This window comes from Bradyrhizobium sp. Rc2d, from assembly GCF_900099855.1.
Taxonomy (GTDB): Bacteria; Pseudomonadota; Alphaproteobacteria; order Rhizobiales; family Xanthobacteraceae; genus Bradyrhizobium.
Map to the genome: position 1 here is coordinate 66,069 of NZ_FNCU01000021.1, position 17,273 is coordinate 83,341.

The following is a 17,273-nucleotide window of genomic DNA, read 5'->3' on the forward strand; positions in this document are numbered from 1 at the left end:
GACGCCGCCCTAATACGTAATCTTCGGCGGCAGCTTCTTCGCTTTGGCGATGATTTCGCCGACCGACTTCTCGGAAGGCAGGATGCGGAGGAGCTTCTTCTTCTCGTTGGCGTCCCGCATGCTCTGGGCGAGCCTCGCCGGATTCCGATAAGCAAGCTCGCGTACGGTGGTGACGCCGGCGGCGCGGACGAGGCCGACCTTGGCCCGGCCCATGCCGGGGATGCGCATGTAGTCCGAGACGTTGGCCCATTCCAGCAGCAGTTGCTCGCTGATGCCGGTCTTGGCGGACAGTGCCTTGCGGCCCTTCACGGTGGAGGCGGCTTCGAGCAGCGCGTCGGTGGTGCGGATTCCTTGCGCCTTCAATTTGTTGGCGGCAAAGGCCGACAGGCCGTCAATCTCGGAGATCGGATATGTCATGATACTCGAATATGAAATGCGTGGCTTCAGGCGAACTGGCTGAGGCCCGGCGTCCCCGCGATGATCTTGCCCATCTGATCCGCTCCGATTTTGTCTCGGCCGAAGCGGAAAAGTTCACGGGCGACGTTTTGAATCTCCGACATGCCCAGTCCAAGGCCCATCAGGCGCGAGCCGACGGCCATCAGGCCGCCGCCCATCAGCCGCGACAGTCCGCCGCCGCTCTTGCACGCCTCGATCGCGGCTTCTGCTCCGGGGATTTGATCAATTAGAGCCTGAACGCTGTCGGAAGGACCCTCGCTGCGGAGGAAGCCCAGGATAATGCCGACGGTCTTTTCCGCGACAGCACTATCTATGCTGGCGTTTGTCGCCAGCCGTCCGATCAGCTCGTCCATATGGCCTGCCCCTCAGCCGGTTCACATGCCGGAGTATTGCTTTCGAAAATGATCTTGAGCCGGTGCGATGCGAAATTCAAGCGATGAACGCACGCCTCGCCGCGATTCAGCTTCGAACGCGTAAGCAGTGTTGCAGCGGTGCAAGAGCGGAGATGGAATCAGCAAAAAAATACCGCGGTGCGAACGCTCCATTCCGACTTTCGGCTGATATTTCCGCCAATGTCGCATGTTTGGGACGCGTTGAATGGTTTTAATCGACGCACAACATGCGTTAAACTACGGAACTAATGCATTCGAGTTTCGATACGCGAAACCTGCAGAGATCAGTGAGAATTATGACCGCACAGGACAGCAAGCTCGGTGACACCGACGCCAAGATTTTCGTCGGCAAGGGAGACGAGCAGGCCTGGCTGACGCTGGCGCTCGCCAATCGCCACGGCCTCGTCACCGGTGCAACCGGAACCGGCAAGACGGTCTCGCTGCAAGTGATGGCGGAAGGATTTGCGCGCGCCGGTGTTCCGGTCTTCGCCGCAGACATCAAGGGCGACCTCTCCGGCATCTCCGAGGTCGGCGAAGCCAAAGATTTCATCGTCAAGCGCGCCACCGAGATGGGGCTGGCCTTCCAGCCCGACCAGTTCTCGACGGTGTTCTGGGACGTGTTCGGCGAGCAGGGCCACCCGGTGCGGGCGACCGTCACGGAAATGGGGCCGCTTCTGCTCGCGCGCATGCTCGATCTGAACGACGTGCAGGAAGGCGTGCTCAACGTCGCCTTCCGCGTCGCCGACGACAACGGTCTTGCCTTGATCGACATGAAGGACCTTCGCGCGCTGCTCGACGCCATCGTGCCCGATAGCGGGAAGAAGGGGGCGGACGCGGAGGAGGATCCGTTCGCCGTCATCCGCAAGGCCGCCCAGGGCTTCGGCAATGTCACCAAGGCGACCGTCGGCACCATCCAGCGCCAGCTCCTGGTGCTGGAGAACCAGGGTGGCACCAAATTCTTCGGCGAGCCGGCGCTGACGCTGAAGGACTTCATGAAGACCGACCGTGACGGCCGCGGCATGGTCAACATCCTGGTCGCCGACAAGCTGCTCCAGAGCCCGCGACTTTATGCGACATTCCTGTTGTGGATGCTGTCGGAGCTGTTCGAGGAGCTGCCCGAGGCCGGCGACTTGCCCAAGCCGAAGCTCGTGTTCTTCTTCGACGAGGCGCATCTGTTGTTCAACGACGCGCCCAAAGCGCTGATGGACAAGATCGAGCAGGTGGTGCGTCTGATCCGCTCCAAGGGCGTTGGCGTCTACTTCGTGACGCAGAACCCGGTCGACGTGCCCGACCGCGTGCTCGGGCAACTCGGCAACCGGGTCCAGCATGCGCTGCGCGCCTTCACCCCGCGCGATCAGAAGGCGGTCGCCGCCGCAGCCCAGACCTTCCGGCCCAACCCGAATCTCGACACCGCCAAGGTGATCATGGAGCTCGGCAAGGGCGAGGCGCTGGTATCCTTCCTCGAAGGCAACGGCACCCCTTCGATTGTGGAGCGGGTGATGATCCGGCCGCCATCGGCCCGGATCGGACCGATCACGCCGGAGGAGCGCAAGACGATCATGGCGGCGAGCCCGGTCATGGGCAAATACGACACCGCCGTCGATTCCGAGTCCGCCTACGAGATCCTTCAGAAGCGCCTCGCCGGCACGGCGGCAACGGCCGACGGTTCGGCAGGCGGAAGCGGTGGCGGCGTCCTCGGCCAGATCGGCTCGATCGTCGGCACCATCTTCGGCACCAACGTCAAGCGTGGCCGGCTGTCGACCGGCCAGGTCATTGCGCGCGACGTGACGCGATCGGTGACTAATCAGGTGATCGGGGGGATGGCCGCAAATATCGGCAAGTCGGTCGCCGGCCAGCTCGGCGGCTCGATCGGCCGCACCCTGGTTCGCGGCGCGCTCGGCGGATTGCTGCGGCGGTAGGCAGCAGGTCCGGCCATGACGCTGCGGAAGATTTAGCGGCCATCGGGGAGGCCATCACCACCGGCACAAATTCCGGTGAGGGACTCTCCAAACATCCGTCCGTCTGCTACGTGGTAGTCCGCCGCCGACTGGACCCTACCGTGATCTCCGCCACCCCGTTAGCCAAACCCGATGCGCCGAGACGCCTGTCGTTGCGTGCGCCGCTCGACCTGCTTTTCCTGTTCTGCTGCCTCCTCCTGACCGCCGACGTGCTCATTCCTGAGATCTTCGGCCACGGCAAGACCAAGGATTACGGGCTGTGGTACTGGGCCGGGCAGCAGGTCTTGCAGGGGCGGCCGCTCTATCCCGGTGACATCAGCGACTATTTCGAGTTCATCTATCCACCACTGCCGGCGGTCCTGCTGGCGATCCCGAGCTGGTTCGGCAAGATCCCGCTCTATGTCGTGCTGTCGATCCTGAATGCGGTGGCGTGGTGGTGCACCGGGACGTTCTCCCAGGTGTTGGCCGGATCGGACCGCAGGGCCGGTCCGTGGCTGGAAGCGCTGCCCGCCTTCGTCACCGTCACCTTCGTGTTCGACATGTTCGACCTCGGCCAGCCGAACCTCGTCCTGCTCGCGATGATGCTCTACGGCTTCTGGAGCTTGCGGCATCAGCGCCACTGGCTTGCTGGCCTCATGTTCGCGCTCGCGACCGCCATCAAGGTGTTTCCAATTGCGGTGCTGCCTTATCTCGTCTGGCGGCGGAAGTGGGAGGCCGTGGTCGCGACCGTCGCCTTCATCGGCATTCTTCTTTACGTCGTGCCGGCGCCGATCCGCGGCTTCGAGCGCAACGCGGCCGAGCTTGCGACCTGGTACCAGGCCATGGTCGGGAGCAGCTCGGAAAAAGGCTTTGGCCAGCGCGGCGAGCAGAACTGGTCGTGGGTCAACCAGTCTCTCATTGCCGTCACGCATCGCCTGGTCCGGCCGATCAATTACAATCTAGAAGATACCAACAAGCCGCCGCGTACGATGAACGTCATCGACGTCGACTACCGGACGGCGAACTGGATCGTGCTCGCGCTGTCGGCACTGCTCGGGCTCGGCTTCGTCGCGATCATGCCTCGGCAAGCGCGGCGCACGGCGCGCTCCGATGCCGAGGAGCTCGGCATCCTGTTCTGCCTGATGACGATTGCCTCGCCTCTGGCGCGACAATACTATTTCATGTGGTTGTTCTTCCCGATGACGGTGCTGATGCATCGGGCTGCCTTCGACGCGCGGGCGAATGTGCGGCTGGGAACCTGGCTCGCTTTGGGCGCGGCCGGCATCCTCATGCTGCTGTCGCTGCCGTGGTTTCCCAATGTCATCCAGGCCTGGGGCAATAATCTCGTTGCGACCGCCATTCTTGCCGGCAGCCTCGCATGGCACATCCGGCACCCGCCGGTTGCGGCTGGCCCCGAGGCCGCGCCGGCGCTAAAAGCGCAGACACCTTGAGCCCCCGATTTCTTGAGACTCGAAAGTCAGGATCACGACCATGGCCAATGCGCAGCTTCAATCCGTGCTCGACCACATCGACAAGGATTTCGACAACAGCCTGGAGCGCCTGTTCTCGTTGTTGCGGATCAAGTCGATCTCCGCGGATCCGGCCTTCGCCGCCGATTGCAAGGCGGCGGCCGAGCATCTCGCCAAGGACATCGCGAGCCTCGGTGTTGCCACTGAAGTGAGGCCGACCGCCGGCCATCCCGCCATCGTCGGCAAGACCGGGGCAGGCGGACGACCGCACGTGCTGTTCTACGGCCATTACGACGTACAGCCGGTCGATCCGCTCGATCTCTGGCACCGTCCGCCGTTCGAGCCTGTCGTCACCGACCATGCCGATGGCCGCAAGATCATCGTCGCGCGCGGTGCCGAGGACGACAAGGGCCAGGTCATGACCTTCGTCGAGGCCTGCCGCGCCTGGAAAAAGGTGACGGGCTCGCTGCCGATCGACATCACCTTCCTGATCGAAGGCGAGGAGGAGGTCGGCTCGAAGAATTTCGTGCCCTTCATCGAGGCCAACAAGGACGAATTCAAAGCCGACTACGTGCTGGTCTGCGACACCGGCATGTGGGACCGCAACACGCCTGCGATCACGACGTCGTTGCGCGGCCTGCTCTATGAGGAGCTGAAGATCACCGCCGCCAATCGCGATCTGCATTCCGGCGTGTTCGGCGGCAGCGCGATGAACCCGATCCGGGTGCTGACGAAAATTCTCGGTGGCCTGTTCGATGACGACAACCGCATCACCATCCCCGGCTTCTATGACGGCGTGAAGGACCTGCCGCCCGATATCCTCGAGCAGTGGAAGAAGCTCAATCTCACGCCGGAGATGTTTTTGAAGCCTATCGGCCTGTCGATCCCGGCGGGCGAGAAGGGCCGGCTACTGATTGAGCAGGCCTCCTCGCGTCCGACCTGCGACGTCAACGGCATCTGGGGCGGCTATATCGGCGAGGGCTCCAAGACGGTGATCCCGTCGCACGCATCGGCCAAGGTCTCGTTCCGTCTGGTCGAGGGGCAGGATCCCGCAAAGATCCGCAAGGCCTTCCGCGACTATGTGACGGCGCACATTCCGGGCGACTGCAAGGTCGAGTTCGGCGACCATTCCGCCGCGCCTGCGGTCGCGCTCGACTGGAACATGAAGCCGCTTGCCGCCGCCAGCAAGGCGCTGACCGAGGAATGGGGCAAGGAGACCGTGCTGATGGGCTCGGGCGCCTCGATCCCGATCGTCGCCGATTTCAAGCGCACGCTCGGCCTCGACTCGCTGCTGGTCGGCTTCGGCCTCGACGACGACAACATCCATTCGCCGAACGAGAAGTACGACCTCCGCAGCTTCCAGAAGGGCATCCGCTCCTGGGCCAGGATTCTCGCGGCGCTGGCGGAAGTGAAATAAAGGCGGTGTCGTAGGGTGGGCAAAGCGCAGCGTGCCCACCACTTCCGAGGCGAGCTGCGAGATGGTGGGCACGGCGCTATGCGCCTTTGCCCACCCTACGAGACCTATCCTCGTCATTGCGAGCGAAGCGACTTGTCCGCCGAAGCTTTAGCGAAGGCGGAAGCATTCCAGAATCCCTCCGCGGAAATAGCCTGGATTGCTTCGTCGCATCAGCGCAAAATTGCTACGCAATTTTGTCGCGAGCTCCTCGCAATGACGGCGGAGGGCGCCCCCAAATAAAAACGCCGCCCGGAATTGAGCGGCGTTTCATTCCAAAACGTGCAGAGGTAGGTGACGTCTACCCTACACCAAATCCCGAAAATCTCAAGAGCGGTAGCCGGGAAGCTCGCGGTCGAGCTTGCGCAGCAGCGGCGGCCACACGAGGTTGGTGGCGCGCAGCTCGGCGCGGTCGCGGTTCGACAGCAGCTCGGTGTTCTTGTCGATCGCGACGTCATCGACCGGATAGACCGGCGTGCCCAGCGCGCGCGTGCGCACCTGCATCGAGCAGGCACGCTCGAGGTGATACATGCGCTCGAAGGCGGAGGCGACCGAGCGGCCGACCGTTAGCGTGCCATGGTTGCGCAGGAGCATGTGGTTGTGGTCGCCGAGGTCCTGCTGGAGCCGCGGCCGCTCGTCGTGGTCGAGCGCGATGCCTTCATAGTCGTGATAGGCGAGGTCGTGGGTGACGAGCTGGGCGGTCTGGTTCAGCGGCAACAGGCCTTCGGCGCTGCTCGACACCGCGGTGCCGTCGAGCGTGTGGAGATGCAGCGCGCAGATCGCGTCCTCGCGCACCTCGTGGATCGCCGAATGGATGGTGAAGCCGGCCGGGTTGATGCTGTATTCGCTCTCGGAGAGCTGATTGCCGTGCAAATCGACCTTGACGAGGCTCGACGCCGTGATCTCGTCGAACATCAGCCCGTAGGGATTGATGAGGAAGTGATGGTCGGGGCCGGGCACGCGCGCCGAGATGTGGGTGTCGACCAGATCGTCCCAGCCGTACAGCGCGACCAGGCGATAGCAGGCGGCGAGATTGACCCGTTGCTGCCACTCGGCCTCCGTCATGTTCGACGGCACTTCCTTCAGGCGCGCTTCCGCTGGCGACATAGCTGATCTCTCCGAACATCGTTGTTGCGGGGAGAGAGCGTAGTCTTGGGTGAGGTGGACGGCAAGGCGCAAGGAGCGTGGCTGTCGCGCGTAGCCTGCATGGAGCTTCCGCCGTAGCTCGAAGAGCGAAGGCGGAAGCGCAATGCGGGACGCCTGATCCCGGATTTCGCTTGCGCTCCATCCGGGCTACGGGCCCGAAGAAAATGATTACGGCGCCGGGATCGACAGCAGGCTGGAAATGCTGCGGCCGCGGATGTCGTAGACGCGGGCGAACACCACATCGTCGCGCTTGATCTCGACCATGACGGGCGCGCTGAGGCCCTTGCAGTAGAACTCGCCCAGCGTCATCGCGAAATCGGCCGCATTGGAGTCCCAGCCGATGGTGAAGTCGGGTCCGAGCGCGACCTGGGCTGGACGCTGCGGACCGCACACCGCGACCTTCCATTTGCGATTGACCGGCGGCACTTCCTGGCGCTCGATCAACTGCTCGCGCAATTCATCGGAAGCCTGCTTCAGCGCCAAGCCCCAATAGTCCAGCATGAAGCGGTCGTCGGCGCCGCGCACGGTGCCGGCGATGTGGTTGAAATGGGTGTATTGATAGGGATGCAGCCGGATCATCTCGGCGAGCGACAGCGCAAGGCCGAAGCAGAAGGTGGTGAGCACGACCGGCTGCCAGGTGCGGTGATTGGCGCGCAGGCGCTCCATGGCCCAGGCAAACGCGACGCCGCCGAGCACCGCCATCGGCGGGATCACGAAGACGAAATGGCGGATGCCATTGTACAGCGCCGGCCGCTTCACCATTGCGATCGCGAGCGGCAGGGTCGCGGCCAGCGTCAGCATCAAGAGGATGGTCTTGCGGCGCGCGGGAACCTCGCGGCGCGGCAGCAGTGCGAAGGTGCCGATCACGGCGCCGGCCATCAGCACCAGCATGACCTCGGGCAGCTGCAGTGCGAACAGCGTCGGCAGATAGGACCAGGGCATGTCGGGCACGGACACGATCGCGCCGTCGAACATCTCCTTCCAGGGCTTCTCGAAGAAGTGCGAGAAGTAGGTCAGCGCCTCGAAGGGATTGCCGGGCTGCATGATCGACCACGGCCAGATCAGCCCCATCACGAGGTAGCCGAGCACGAGGCCGGGCAGCAGCACGTAGACGACATGGGCGAAGCGGCGGATCGACTCGCGCAGGCCCTCGCTGCGCAGTTCCTCCAGGAACAGCGGCATGAAGCCGAGCACGGCGTAGACCAGTGCGAGACCGCCGAGAACGCGGCAGCCCAGCGAAAGGCCGGCGCCCAAGCCGACGATCAGGATCGTGCGTGGCGACGGCTGCGGATATTCCTCCGCGAGGCGGACGAGGCCCAGCATCAGGATGATCATGGCCACCGCGAAGGGCGCATCCTTCGGGTTCATGAACATGTGGCCGTAGAAGATCGGGCAGAGCGCGAGCAGCAAGAGTGCCGCAAGACCGGCAAGGGGGCCGCCGATGCGGCGGCCGAGCCGCCACGTCACCGCAAGCCCGATCACACCGACGATGGCGCCGACCAGACGTCGCGTCTCGAACAGTTCAAGCGGAATGATCTTGTGCAGGAGAGCGGCAACCATGTCGAAGCCGCCGCCATACATGTAGAGATTGGCGAAGGAGAGCGCCGCGGTGTCCCTGAAGCCGGAACCGAACATGCGCAGCAACAGGTCGGCATATTCAGCGTGGGTGTAATCGTCCCAGCCGAGCCCGTAGTCGCGGAAGGTCAAGCCTGCAATGACGGCGACCGCAGCCAGCACCAGCATGGCGAGATCGTCGCAAGTCCGTTCGACCGAGCGCCGCAGAGGCGTGTCGATCGCCGAAGTCGTGATTGATGTCATGGCTATTGGTGACCCGGAATCCCCTCTCGGCCCTGCTGGTGCGCGCGGGCCTGCTCCCCGGAATCCCTATAGCGCAGTTCCATTACCAAGTAATTGGGCATTATGGCTAAATTCCTGATGCGACGCAGCAAAACCAGAAACTTGGAGCACTGTAGCAGTAGCGAGCCGCAGCTGAAGGGAATGTGAATAAGTCCCTGATTTCTTTCCCTTTAGGAACAGCGCCCGCAATTGGCCGTTGGCGTGCAACGCCGTATGACGGTATCGTGGATTGACGAGTGCCGCGTATGGGTGCGCGGCCGGGGGTGAGTTCGATGACCTTGGCATTGTTGATCGTGGGGATTTTCGCCGTTCTGGCGGGCCTCCTTGCGATCCTGTTTGGCTACACCGTCAGGGAATTCAGTGTCGGCAGCACCCTCATAATCTCCGGAACCATCGGCGTCTGCACCGGAATGTTACTGGTCGGCCTGCATCTCCTGCTGCTCGAGCTGAAGGGCATCGCCCGCCGTCTGGCGGCCGGAATAGCCGCGTCGGAGGTTCGGGTCAGGCCCGTGCTGCCGGGTCTGACGATGCCTGGCGCGCCTGCGCCCGAGCCGGCGCTTGCCTCGCCTGCGAAGATCGAACCGGCACCACCACCGCCACCACCAGCCGCAGGCCCTCCACCGTGGCAGAGCGAAGCCGCCGCGCGCGAGCGTCCGCGCGTCGAGGCGCCGGAAGCTCCAACGCCTTCTGAGGCGCCGCGCCGCCGCAACCTGCTATTCGCCTCGACATCGCGCAAGGAGCGTGAGCGCGCGGAGGCGAAGGCCAGCGAGGGCCCACCGCCGCCTCATGAGGAACCAGCAGCACCCGCCGCCGCGGACGTTCCGCCTGCCAGTTTCGAGGACGCTTGGCCGAAACCGGAGCGCATGCGCCCGCCGGAGCCGCCGGTCGCCTCGCGCCGGCCGCCGCCGCGCTCGCCCTCGACCTTTGCAGAAGCCGCTCCGCCGCCGCCTGCACCTGAGCCGCCGCGCGCACCTGAGCCGGCGGCTGCGGCCGAGCAGGCGCCCGTCACGGTGCTCAAGTCTGGCGTCGTCGATGGCATGGCCTATTCGCTCTATTCCGATGGTTCGATCGAAGCCCAGATGCCGGAGGGCATGATGCGCTTTGCCTCGATCGACGAGCTCCGCGCACATCTCGACCAGCGGGGCTGAGGCCGCCGCGCAGAAAGTAAAGCGCCGCCGTTCGCCAGTAATCAGCTCTTCCTCGACAGTTGTCGTGGTTCCGCCGAACGTATTGTTGACAGGGAATACTCTGGCGTCGTCAATCCCGTGAGAAGGATGGCGGAGAAAGGGCGGGCGCATGTCGGATGCGGGGAACAAGAATTTCATCGAGCTGACGGCGAGCATCGTGTCGGCCTATCTCAGCAACAATCCGACGCCGTCGGCGGAGATTCCGAACCTGATCAGCCAGGTGCATGGCGCGCTGCTGCGGGTCTCGTCGGGTCGCACCGAGACCGCGCCGCTCGAGCCGGCCAAGCCGGCGGTCTCGCTGAAGAAGTCTATCGCGCCGGACTATCTGGTGTGCCTGGAGGACGGCAAGCGCTTCAAGTCGCTGAAGCGCCATCTGCGCACCCAGTACAACATGACGCCGGAGCAATATCGCGAGAAATGGGGCCTGCCGGCCGACTATCCCATGGTCGCGCCGAACTACGCGGTGGCGCGCTCGCAGCTGGCGAAGCAGATGGGCCTCGGACAGCAGCAGCGGAAACGGAAATAGTGAAGGTTCTCAGGAGGCTTCCGCGAGCGCCTCTTTGGCGTCGGTCTTGATGCGCTCGACCATCGAGCGCAGGCCATTGGAGCGCTGCGGCGTCAGATGATCGCGAAAGCCGAACTCGTTGAACACGGCGATCGCGTCGGTGTCGAGGATCTCCTGCGGCGTGCGGCCGGAATAGAGCGCGAACACGATCGCAACCAGCCCGCGCACGATATGCGCATCACTGTCGCCGCGATACTTCAGGATCGGCGCGCCATTGCCGCGCTCGACCAGTTTCTGCAGCCAGACCTGGCTGACGCAGCCTTGCACCTTGTTCGCGGCAGAATGCTCCGCCTGCGGCATGGGTTCCAGGGTGCGGCCGAGCTCGATGACGTACCGGTAGCGGTCGTCCCATTCGTCGAGAAGTTCGAAATTGTCCCTGATTTCGTCGATCGTCGTCATGCTGGCCCATGTTCCCTTTCAGGCCAATATATAGGGACGCGAAGCCGTGAAATCGATAGGGTTTGGGGCTAATTTGGCGTAGCAGGTCCGCGCCATTCCAGCGCGAGGTCGTCCTGGGTCAGGGTGTCGCGCGGCGCCTCGCTCGCAACGGCATCGCCTTCGCCGGCCAGCGCGATCGAGCCGGTATGATCGGGCGCCTTCTTGTCCGTCTTGTCGTTCTTGTCGTTCTTCTCGTTGGTGATCTGCTCTTTCTTGTCGTTGATGATCTGGTAGATCTTGCGCGCGCCGTCCTGGGCGCGCTGGCCGATGATGGTCGCGGCCTGGCCGCCGACCTCGCAGGCCGCCGGCTGGCGCTTGCAGAACTGGGTCACGTCAGAGACGGCTGCGGTCGCAGCCTGCACCGCATCGGCGGCGCCGATCTGCGGCAGCTTCTCCGATTCGGGCGTCTTGTCCCGCGGCAGCAGCACCAGCACCAGCCCGAGCCAGAATGTGATGCGGATCAGAAAGCGCATCTTGCGACCTGTACGTTCGATCCCGCCGCGGCGATCTCCGCGGATGTCGGACCTAGCAACCCTCGATAAATCGCAAGTGATTGCCTTGAGCTTAATTCGCGGAAAATTTACGTAAAAATCTTCGGGATCGATGGTCTCGTAAATTTTCGATTGACGCCCGCGCCCGTGATTCTGCTGGCCCCCTGCATCCACCAATTCGAAACCATGCCGAGGAGTGTGAAACTCCGTGTTCACCATCCGCAGCGAAGACGTCGCCAAATCGTCTAAAAAGCTCCGCGATGACGCGGTGTCCGGCCGCACGCCGCGCCGCCTTAGCACTCGTTTAAGGTCGCTCTGACACGGTGGCTCAACGATAAGGAGGCGTTCCGGCGCGTCTTCTAAAGACGATTGAGCCGAAGCGCGAGACCCGTGACCGTTTTGAGTATCATCCGCGATTGTCTCGATGCGCTGCTGCATCCCTCCGCGCGTTACGATGCGCTGACGCGAGCGCGCCATCGTGCCTTTATGGCACCGCGGCTGCTTGGCAGCCTGGCCGCCTTCGCCGCATTCCCGATCTATCTCGTCCTGCGCGGCGCGCCGAGCGCGATCGAGGTCGCCGCCTTCGCCTGGCTGATCGCGCCGATCCTGTTGTCCTGGTTCCTGTCGCGCACCGGCCGCTATGAAGGCGCGCATGTGCTGTCGTCGCTGGCGCTTGCCGGCCTGATCATGGCGGTGGCGGCCACCACCGGCGGCATCGAATCCTTCGCCGCGATCTGGCTGGTCGTAGTTCCGCTCGAAGCCGCGCTGTCGGCCTCGCGCCGCGTCGCGGCCTTCGCCTCGCTGCTCGCGCTGTCCTGTGCCGGGATCCTGATCCTCGTCAGCCAGCTCGGCTGGCTGCCGATCGACCTGCCGAGCGCCACAGAACGCGGCGTGCTGATGGCGCTCGGCGTCGCCTCGGCGACGCTCTACGCCGCGGGCCTCGCCTTCGGCGCGGAATCGCTGGCGCGCACCAGCGTTGCGCTGTTGTCGCGCGAGGAAGAGCGCTATCGCCTGCTCGCGCGCAACATGAGCGACGTCATCTCGCGGCATCAGCGCAACGGCGCGGTGCAGTTCATCTCGCCGGCGGCGGAGACCATGCTCGGCATGCCCGTCACGCAACTGCTTGGCCACGGCCTGTTCGACCGCGTGCACGTCGCCGATCGCCCGGCCTATCTCACGGCTTTATCGGATGCGGCGCGCGGCGACGTGTGCAGCGTCGAGTTCCGGCTGCGGCGGGAACCTGCCGGCTCCGAGCGCGGCCAGATCGACTTCATCTGGGTCGAGATGCGTTGTCGCCCGCTCGACCAGGACAGGGCTCGTGACGTCACGGGCGAAGCCGAAGTCGTCGCCGTAATGCGCGACGTCACCGACCGCAAGCTTTCCGAGCAGGCGCTCGATCAGGCCCGCAGCGCCGCCGAAGCGGCCGACGCCGCCAAGACACGCTTCCTCGCCACCATGAGCCACGAACTGCGCACGCCGCTCAATGCCATCATCGGCTTCTCCGAGATGATCGCGCAGGAGCAGACCTTGATGCTGGGAGCGGCCCAGCGCAAGGAATATGCCCAGCTCATCAACGATTCCGGCCAGCATCTGCTGTCGGTCGTCAACGGCATCCTGGACATGTCCAAGATGGAATCGGGCAATTTCGAGATTGCCTCGGAGCCATTCGCGCCGCGCGCCTCGCTGATGCATTGCTGCAATTTGCTGGCGCTGAAGGCGCGGGAGAACGGCATCGACCTCATCACCGATGCGCCGCAGGATCTGCCTGTCATGACCGGCGATCCCAGAGCCTTCAAGCAGATCGTGCTCAACCTCGTCGCCAATGCGATCAAGTTCACCGAGCGCGGCGGTCAGGTCACCGTGACGGCGGCGGTGTCGGGTTCGCAGCTCGCGCTGCGCATCAGCGACACCGGTGTCGGCATCGCGCCCGACGATCTCAAGCGCATCGGCGCGCCGTTCTTCCAGGCCGGCAAGACCTATCAGCGCCGTCACGAAGGCACCGGCCTCGGACTTTCGATCGTGAAGAGCCTCATAGCGTTGCATCTCGGCGAATTGACGGTACAAAGCAGGTTAGGCGAGGGCACCGCCGTCACCGTCAAGCTGCCGCTCGTCTACACGCCGCCGCAGGCCAAGCCGGCGGAGAGCAAGATCGCGACGCTGACGCCGGTGCTGCGCCAGGAATCTCACGAAGAATCTCACGACCAACTTCACGAAGAATCTCACGACCAACCTGCGCTGGTGAAGAAAAGTGCCTAAGAAGTCTGCAAAGGGCGAAGCCGCTCCGCGCCGTCGTGGTGCCAAGGCCGCGGTCATCGACGTCGAGACCGAGCGCAACCTCGTCATGCGCGTGCTGCTGCACAGCCCCAAGGATACGCTGGCCGGCCTCGTCGCCGTCGCCGCGATCGGTGCGATCGTTGCCAATGCGCTGTTCCTGCAGACCGGCCGGCATCCCGCGCCGATGTTCGGCACGGTGATCAATCTACCCGCGCCGTCGTCCGTGCCGCTGGCGAACCCCTTGCCGCGTCCGCGTCCCGTCGGCGCCGAGACGTCGCCGCTAGAGCCGCGCGCGACGGAGTTTCGCACCGAGCCCAAACCTGCCGAGCGCGCCGCCGAGAAGCCACCCGAAAGGCCCGTCGAGGCGACCGCCTCGACGCGTTCGAACGATCCGATGACCAATCTGGTCAAGGCGACGACCTCGACGCCATCCTCGGTCGCACGTCCGCCGGCGCCGATCCCGGTGCAGAGCCCGGCCGCGCGACGCATCGCCGGCGTGCAGCGCGCGCTGTCCGAATATGGCTACGGGAATTTGAAGATCACGGGCACGATGAGCGGCGAGACCCAGTCCGCGATCCAGAAATTCGAGCGCGAGCACAAAATGCAGGTCACCGGCCAGGTATCAGACCGCCTGCTGCGCGAACTCGCGGCCGCGATCGGCCATCCCGTCGAATAATTTTGGCGCCCGCACGGAGGCTGGTGCTGATTGCAGCACTGGCCTATCGTTCGACTCATGCGTTTGAAATCCAACATATGGGTGGCGGCCTATTTGCGTCGCTGCCAGACCGAGGGCGTGTTCGGCGCGGTGCGCCGGCGCGGCGCCGAGGAGGCGGGCGCGGTGTTCGTGAAGGTCTCGCTGCTCGATGGCAATGCGATGCTGTATACGCCGGCCCCGCAGACGGTCTATGACGACGGCCGTCCGGTCGATCGCTTCTTCGTGCCGGTCGCGCCGCAGCCTCTGCCGGAGCACACCATCGAGGAACGGCTGACCAAGGAAATCCGCTTCGATCCGGACGCCTGGATCGTCGAGACCGAGGACCGCGCGGGCCGGCATTTTCTCGAGCTGGCGCGGGCGTGATGCGGGCGCGATAGCCGTTGTTTGCCACGATCAGGCCGCAGGCTCTTAACCTCTCCCGCTTGCGGGGGAGGTCGGCGCGAAGCGCCGGGTGGGGGCTCTCTCCACTGGGGGAGTCCCTCTTGAGGCACCCTCACCCCGACCCTCTCCCGCAAGCGGGAGAGGGAGCGCACCGCCTTCTCAGCGACAAACCAATCTAAATCTTCTAGCGATCCGACGATCCGCCGGTGCCCCTGCGCACCGTCGGGCTCGTGCCCGGCTGCACGCCCGGCCGGGTCTGGCTCGCACCGGCACGTGCGCGCTGGCGTTCGCCGTCATGTAGCGCGGCCTGGTACTTTGCGCGGGTGACCGCGAGCGTCGAGCCGCGCCAGGCCGCCAGCATCACCAGCGCGGGGTGCTCGCCGAGGCGGTCATAGAGCCGCGACAGCCGGTACACGTCGTTCACGGAGGTCCCGATCTCCGGCTTGAAGAACAAGAGGATGCGCTGGAACACCGGGCTCGGCATGTCGAGCGCGCGCGCGGCGACCGCGAGCGCCTCGCCGCCGGCATCGTCGACGATCTGGGCCGCGACGCGTGAGGGCAGGATCAGGCTGTCGCCGAGCTCGAAGGTGAAGTTCTCGATGTCGCCCGCGATCGCCGCCATCTCCAGGATCTGGATCGCGCGCTTGGCGCGCACGGTCGGAATCCGCGGTGCGGCCTTGAGCGGCGTCTGCGCCAGATTGTGCAGGATCAGCGCGCGCTCGGAGGCGCCGGCGCGGAAGAACATGTCGTGGATCTCGGCGGCGTCCTTCGGCTGCATCGCCATGTTCGAAGCCAGCCGCTGCTCGGCCTCGGTGGGCGTGCGGGCCGGGGCGGGTGCCGGCGGCGAGGTGGGAATCTCTCGCGCCAGCGGAACCCTGCGGCCTTCCTGGGCGGCGACCAGTCCGAGCTTCTGGAGGATCGGGACGGGCGTCGTCGGATAGATCGCAAGCCGCGCCTTGACGGCCGCGCGCGTCGCGTCGTCGACCTGGTCGATCAATCGCGTGGCGAGTTCAACGAATTGCCGCTGCTCGTCATCGCTGTGGACGCGCGTCTGCACATAGAGATCGGTCAGCACGCGCAGCAGCGTCGGACGGATGTCGACGCCTTCGCGACGGGAGAGGGTCATCAGCCCGTCGAATCCGGGAAACAGCGACTTGGTCATGGAGGCGTACGCAACTCGGGAGAGATCCTTGTCGCGAGCCTATCGCAGGTTCTTTTAAAGCCTCGTTAAGGAAAATGAGGCGTGAAGCCGGCCCGGCAATTTAAGGCGTTGTCGTGCCGCAACGGGACGGCGCGGCACGCTCCGTGCGGTTACGGTCCGGAAAGGACGTTTACATCCCGTTAACCATAACTGATCTTAATGAATGCATGTTGCATGAAGCGTTTGGTCGCACGGCAATTGATAGAGAGCTGGATATGGGGACGATCATCGAATTTCCGGCCGGTCGCCGGGCAGGCTCGTCGGGGGATGCCGCACCGCGCACGGAAACGGGAACGGTTCTGATCCTCCCGGTGATCCGTATCGAGCGCGAGGCGGACGAAACCAGCGGCGATCGCGGGCCGGAGCAGGGCACCGCGCCGGGGCGCCGTCGTCGCCGCCGCTAACGTCCGGCTTTTGCAATGCCGGACACCATCCGCCAGATCCGGCCTTTCGTATCGGCCGTCCTGCTCGCGCTGCTTGGCGCTGCGCTCGGCGCCTGTAGCGGCGGCGATTTCGGTCGCACCCGCGCCGACATGCGCAGCGACGACATGCATCGCTGGTTAGGGGCGGAGGTCACCTCCAGCGTTGGCCTGAAGCCCTCGCAATTCCAGCTCACCGACGAGGAGCGCCAGCTTCGCGATCTCGCCTATCCCATGATCGAGCCGCCGTTGTCGCGCCCGGCCTGGAAGAGCGTGTTCGGCGACTACAAGCCGCTGCCCTCGCCCTGGCGGCAGAAGATCGTATTCGACCGCACCATGTACGGACGCACGCTGATCGACGAGCCGCACCGCTCGCATTCCTCGCGCTATGCCCAGCTGATCGAGGACGTGCGCAACGACATCACTCGGTTCGAGCCGTTCTTCGCCAGCGCAATCCGCGTCATCGATCTCGACAGGAAGCGCGATGCCAGCATGGCGCGCGTCTCCGCCCTCTCGCCAAGAGAGAGGGACGACGCGGTCGCGCGCATGCAGGAGAACTCGCTGATCGTGCAGTGGGTGCAGCAGTGCCTGGAGCAGCGCGTCTCGTCCTATCGCTGGGCGCTGGAGCGGCTGGTGATCCAGGCCCCCGACGGCATGGCCGCCGACGCCGACCGCCTGATCGGCGAGCTCGCCGCCCAGACCGCCAATCCGCCGGTCGCAGCGCAGCCTCCTTACGGCCGCGCTGTCGTCTCGAAGGGCTGAGTGCGCAAGCTCGCTCGAATGACACGCCTCAACGCGGGCAATGTATGTGAGATCCTCCGGTCGTTTCGCGCTGGTGGTTGGCGGTTCCGTTCGACGGTGAACTCTTCGTGACGCGCGCTGGCGATTTGAG

17 protein-coding genes are annotated in these 17,273 nt (G+C 64.7%); 10 read left to right on the top strand and 7 right to left on the bottom strand.

The window, feature by feature from the left end:
* Window positions 1-9: 9 nt before the first annotated feature.
* Both BLV07_RS24855 and BLV07_RS24860 read right to left on the bottom strand, forming a co-directional pair.
* Window positions 10-417, bottom strand: coding sequence for a DUF4332 domain-containing protein (locus BLV07_RS24855; RefSeq protein WP_091890864.1), 408 nt, complete (start codon window positions 415-417; stop codon window positions 10-12).
* 26 nt (window positions 418-443) lie between these two features.
* The gene (locus BLV07_RS24860; protein WP_091890866.1) at window positions 444-809 is read right to left on the bottom strand and encodes a hypothetical protein; all 366 of its coding nucleotides are present in this window, start codon (window positions 807-809) and stop codon (window positions 444-446) included.
* A 335-nt stretch (window positions 810-1,144) separates the two neighbouring features.
* On the opposite strand from BLV07_RS24860, the gene BLV07_RS24865 reads away from it, so the two are divergent.
* The 3 genes from BLV07_RS24865 to BLV07_RS24875 all read left to right on the top strand — a co-directional run bounded on the left by BLV07_RS24865 (window position 1,145) and on the right by BLV07_RS24875 (window position 5,671).
* Window positions 1,145-2,767, top strand: coding sequence for a helicase HerA-like domain-containing protein (locus BLV07_RS24865; RefSeq protein ID WP_091890869.1), 1,623 nt, complete (start codon window positions 1,145-1,147; stop codon window positions 2,765-2,767).
* 140 nt (window positions 2,768-2,907) lie between these two features.
* Window positions 2,908-4,236 (top strand): glycosyltransferase family 87 protein, encoded by a 1,329-nt coding sequence (locus BLV07_RS24870; RefSeq protein WP_244551205.1) that lies wholly within the window; start codon window positions 2,908-2,910, stop codon window positions 4,234-4,236.
* 40 nt (window positions 4,237-4,276) lie between these two features.
* Window positions 4,277-5,671 (top strand): M20/M25/M40 family metallo-hydrolase, encoded by a 1,395-nt coding sequence (locus tag BLV07_RS24875; protein WP_091890872.1) that lies wholly within the window; start codon window positions 4,277-4,279, stop codon window positions 5,669-5,671.
* Between the two features lie 363 nt (window positions 5,672-6,034).
* Here the strand turns inward: BLV07_RS24875 and BLV07_RS24880 are convergent, their stop codons facing one another.
* Together BLV07_RS24880 and BLV07_RS24885 are read right to left on the bottom strand one after the other, a co-directional pair.
* The gene (locus BLV07_RS24880; protein ID WP_091890875.1) at window positions 6,035-6,814 is read right to left on the bottom strand and encodes a class II aldolase/adducin family protein; all 780 of its coding nucleotides are present in this window, start codon (window positions 6,812-6,814) and stop codon (window positions 6,035-6,037) included.
* 207 nt (window positions 6,815-7,021) lie between these two features.
* A complete protein-coding gene (locus BLV07_RS24885) occupies window positions 7,022-8,671 on the bottom strand; it encodes a glycosyltransferase family 39 protein (protein ID WP_091890877.1) in 1,650 nt (549 codons plus the stop codon).
* Window positions 8,672-8,982: 311 nt separating this feature from the next.
* On the opposite strand from BLV07_RS24885, the gene BLV07_RS24890 reads away from it, so the two are divergent.
* Both BLV07_RS24890 and BLV07_RS24895 read left to right on the top strand, forming a co-directional pair.
* Complete coding sequence (locus BLV07_RS24890) at window positions 8,983-9,858, top strand: DUF308 domain-containing protein (protein ID WP_176945735.1); 876 nt, start codon at window positions 8,983-8,985, stop codon at window positions 9,856-9,858.
* A gap of 148 nt (window positions 9,859-10,006) precedes the next feature.
* Window positions 10,007-10,423 carry a Ros/MucR family transcriptional regulator gene (locus BLV07_RS24895; protein WP_091890880.1) on the top strand — a complete coding sequence of 139 codons (417 nt, stop codon included), beginning with the start codon at window positions 10,007-10,009 and terminating at the stop codon, window positions 10,421-10,423.
* 9 nt (window positions 10,424-10,432) lie between these two features.
* Here BLV07_RS24895 and BLV07_RS24900 read toward each other — a convergent pair whose 3' ends face one another.
* Window positions 10,433-10,861: a SufE family protein gene (locus BLV07_RS24900; RefSeq protein ID WP_091890882.1), complete on the bottom strand. Its 429-nt coding sequence runs from the start codon at window positions 10,859-10,861 to the stop codon at window positions 10,433-10,435.
* A gap of 68 nt (window positions 10,862-10,929) precedes the next feature.
* Window positions 10,930-11,373 (bottom strand): DUF5330 domain-containing protein, encoded by a 444-nt coding sequence (locus BLV07_RS24905; protein ID WP_091890884.1) that lies wholly within the window; start codon window positions 11,371-11,373, stop codon window positions 10,930-10,932.
* A gap of 408 nt (window positions 11,374-11,781) precedes the next feature.
* On the opposite strand from BLV07_RS24905, the gene BLV07_RS24910 reads away from it, so the two are divergent.
* From BLV07_RS24910 to BLV07_RS24920, 3 genes are read left to right on the top strand one after another with little or no spacing between them, the layout of a single operon-like run.
* Complete coding sequence (locus BLV07_RS24910; protein ID WP_176945736.1) at window positions 11,782-13,647, top strand: PAS domain-containing sensor histidine kinase; 1,866 nt, start codon at window positions 11,782-11,784, stop codon at window positions 13,645-13,647.
* The gene (locus BLV07_RS24915; RefSeq protein WP_091890886.1) at window positions 13,640-14,341 is read left to right on the top strand and encodes a peptidoglycan-binding domain-containing protein; all 702 of its coding nucleotides are present in this window, start codon (window positions 13,640-13,642) and stop codon (window positions 14,339-14,341) included. Before BLV07_RS24910 ends, BLV07_RS24915 begins: the two co-directional genes overlap by 8 nt.
* Before the next feature lie 57 nt (window positions 14,342-14,398).
* Entirely contained in the window at window positions 14,399-14,743 is a 345-nt protein-coding gene (locus tag BLV07_RS24920) for a DUF1491 family protein (RefSeq protein WP_091890887.1), read from the top strand.
* A 202-nt stretch (window positions 14,744-14,945) separates the two neighbouring features.
* Here the strand turns inward: BLV07_RS24920 and BLV07_RS24925 are convergent, their stop codons facing one another.
* Window positions 14,946-15,923, bottom strand: a complete 978-nt coding sequence (locus BLV07_RS24925) for a DUF2336 domain-containing protein (protein ID WP_091890889.1) — start codon at window positions 15,921-15,923, stop codon at window positions 14,946-14,948.
* A gap of 254 nt (window positions 15,924-16,177) precedes the next feature.
* Between BLV07_RS24925 and BLV07_RS24930 the strand changes: the two genes are divergently transcribed.
* Window positions 16,178-16,366, top strand: a complete 189-nt coding sequence (locus BLV07_RS24930; RefSeq protein ID WP_091890891.1) for a hypothetical protein — start codon at window positions 16,178-16,180, stop codon at window positions 16,364-16,366.
* A 15-nt stretch (window positions 16,367-16,381) separates the two neighbouring features.
* On the top strand, window positions 16,382-17,143 hold the full coding sequence (locus BLV07_RS24935) for a hypothetical protein (protein ID WP_091890896.1): 762 nt from the start codon (window positions 16,382-16,384) through the stop codon (window positions 17,141-17,143).
* Window positions 17,144-17,273: the final 130 nt, after the last annotated feature.

Excerpts from the sequence above, each read along its gene's own strand:
- BLV07_RS24855 (WP_091890864.1), bottom strand. The coding sequence starts at position 417 with ATGACATATCCGATCTCCGAGATTGACGGCCTGTCGGCCTTTGCCGCC.
- BLV07_RS24860 (WP_091890866.1), bottom strand. The coding sequence starts at position 809 with ATGGACGAGCTGATCGGACGGCTGGCGACAAACGCCAGCATAGATAGT.
- BLV07_RS24865 (WP_091890869.1), top strand. The coding sequence starts at position 1,145 with ATGACCGCACAGGACAGCAAGCTCGGTGACACCGACGCCAAGATTTTC.
- BLV07_RS24875 (WP_091890872.1), top strand. The coding sequence starts at position 4,277 with ATGGCCAATGCGCAGCTTCAATCCGTGCTCGACCACATCGACAAGGAT.
- BLV07_RS24880 (WP_091890875.1), bottom strand. The coding sequence starts at position 6,814 with ATGTCGCCAGCGGAAGCGCGCCTGAAGGAAGTGCCGTCGAACATGACG.
- BLV07_RS24885 (WP_091890877.1), bottom strand. The coding sequence starts at position 8,671 with ATGACATCAATCACGACTTCGGCGATCGACACGCCTCTGCGGCGCTCG.
- BLV07_RS24890 (WP_176945735.1), top strand. The coding sequence starts at position 8,983 with ATGACCTTGGCATTGTTGATCGTGGGGATTTTCGCCGTTCTGGCGGGC.
- BLV07_RS24895 (WP_091890880.1), top strand. The coding sequence starts at position 10,007 with ATGTCGGATGCGGGGAACAAGAATTTCATCGAGCTGACGGCGAGCATC.
- BLV07_RS24900 (WP_091890882.1), bottom strand. The coding sequence starts at position 10,861 with ATGACGACGATCGACGAAATCAGGGACAATTTCGAACTTCTCGACGAA.
- BLV07_RS24905 (WP_091890884.1), bottom strand. The coding sequence starts at position 11,373 with ATGCGCTTTCTGATCCGCATCACATTCTGGCTCGGGCTGGTGCTGGTG.
- BLV07_RS24920 (WP_091890887.1), top strand. The coding sequence starts at position 14,399 with ATGCGTTTGAAATCCAACATATGGGTGGCGGCCTATTTGCGTCGCTGC.
- BLV07_RS24925 (WP_091890889.1), bottom strand. The coding sequence starts at position 15,923 with ATGACCAAGTCGCTGTTTCCCGGATTCGACGGGCTGATGACCCTCTCC.
- BLV07_RS24930 (WP_091890891.1), top strand. The coding sequence starts at position 16,178 with ATGGGGACGATCATCGAATTTCCGGCCGGTCGCCGGGCAGGCTCGTCG.
- BLV07_RS24935 (WP_091890896.1), top strand. The coding sequence starts at position 16,382 with ATGCCGGACACCATCCGCCAGATCCGGCCTTTCGTATCGGCCGTCCTG.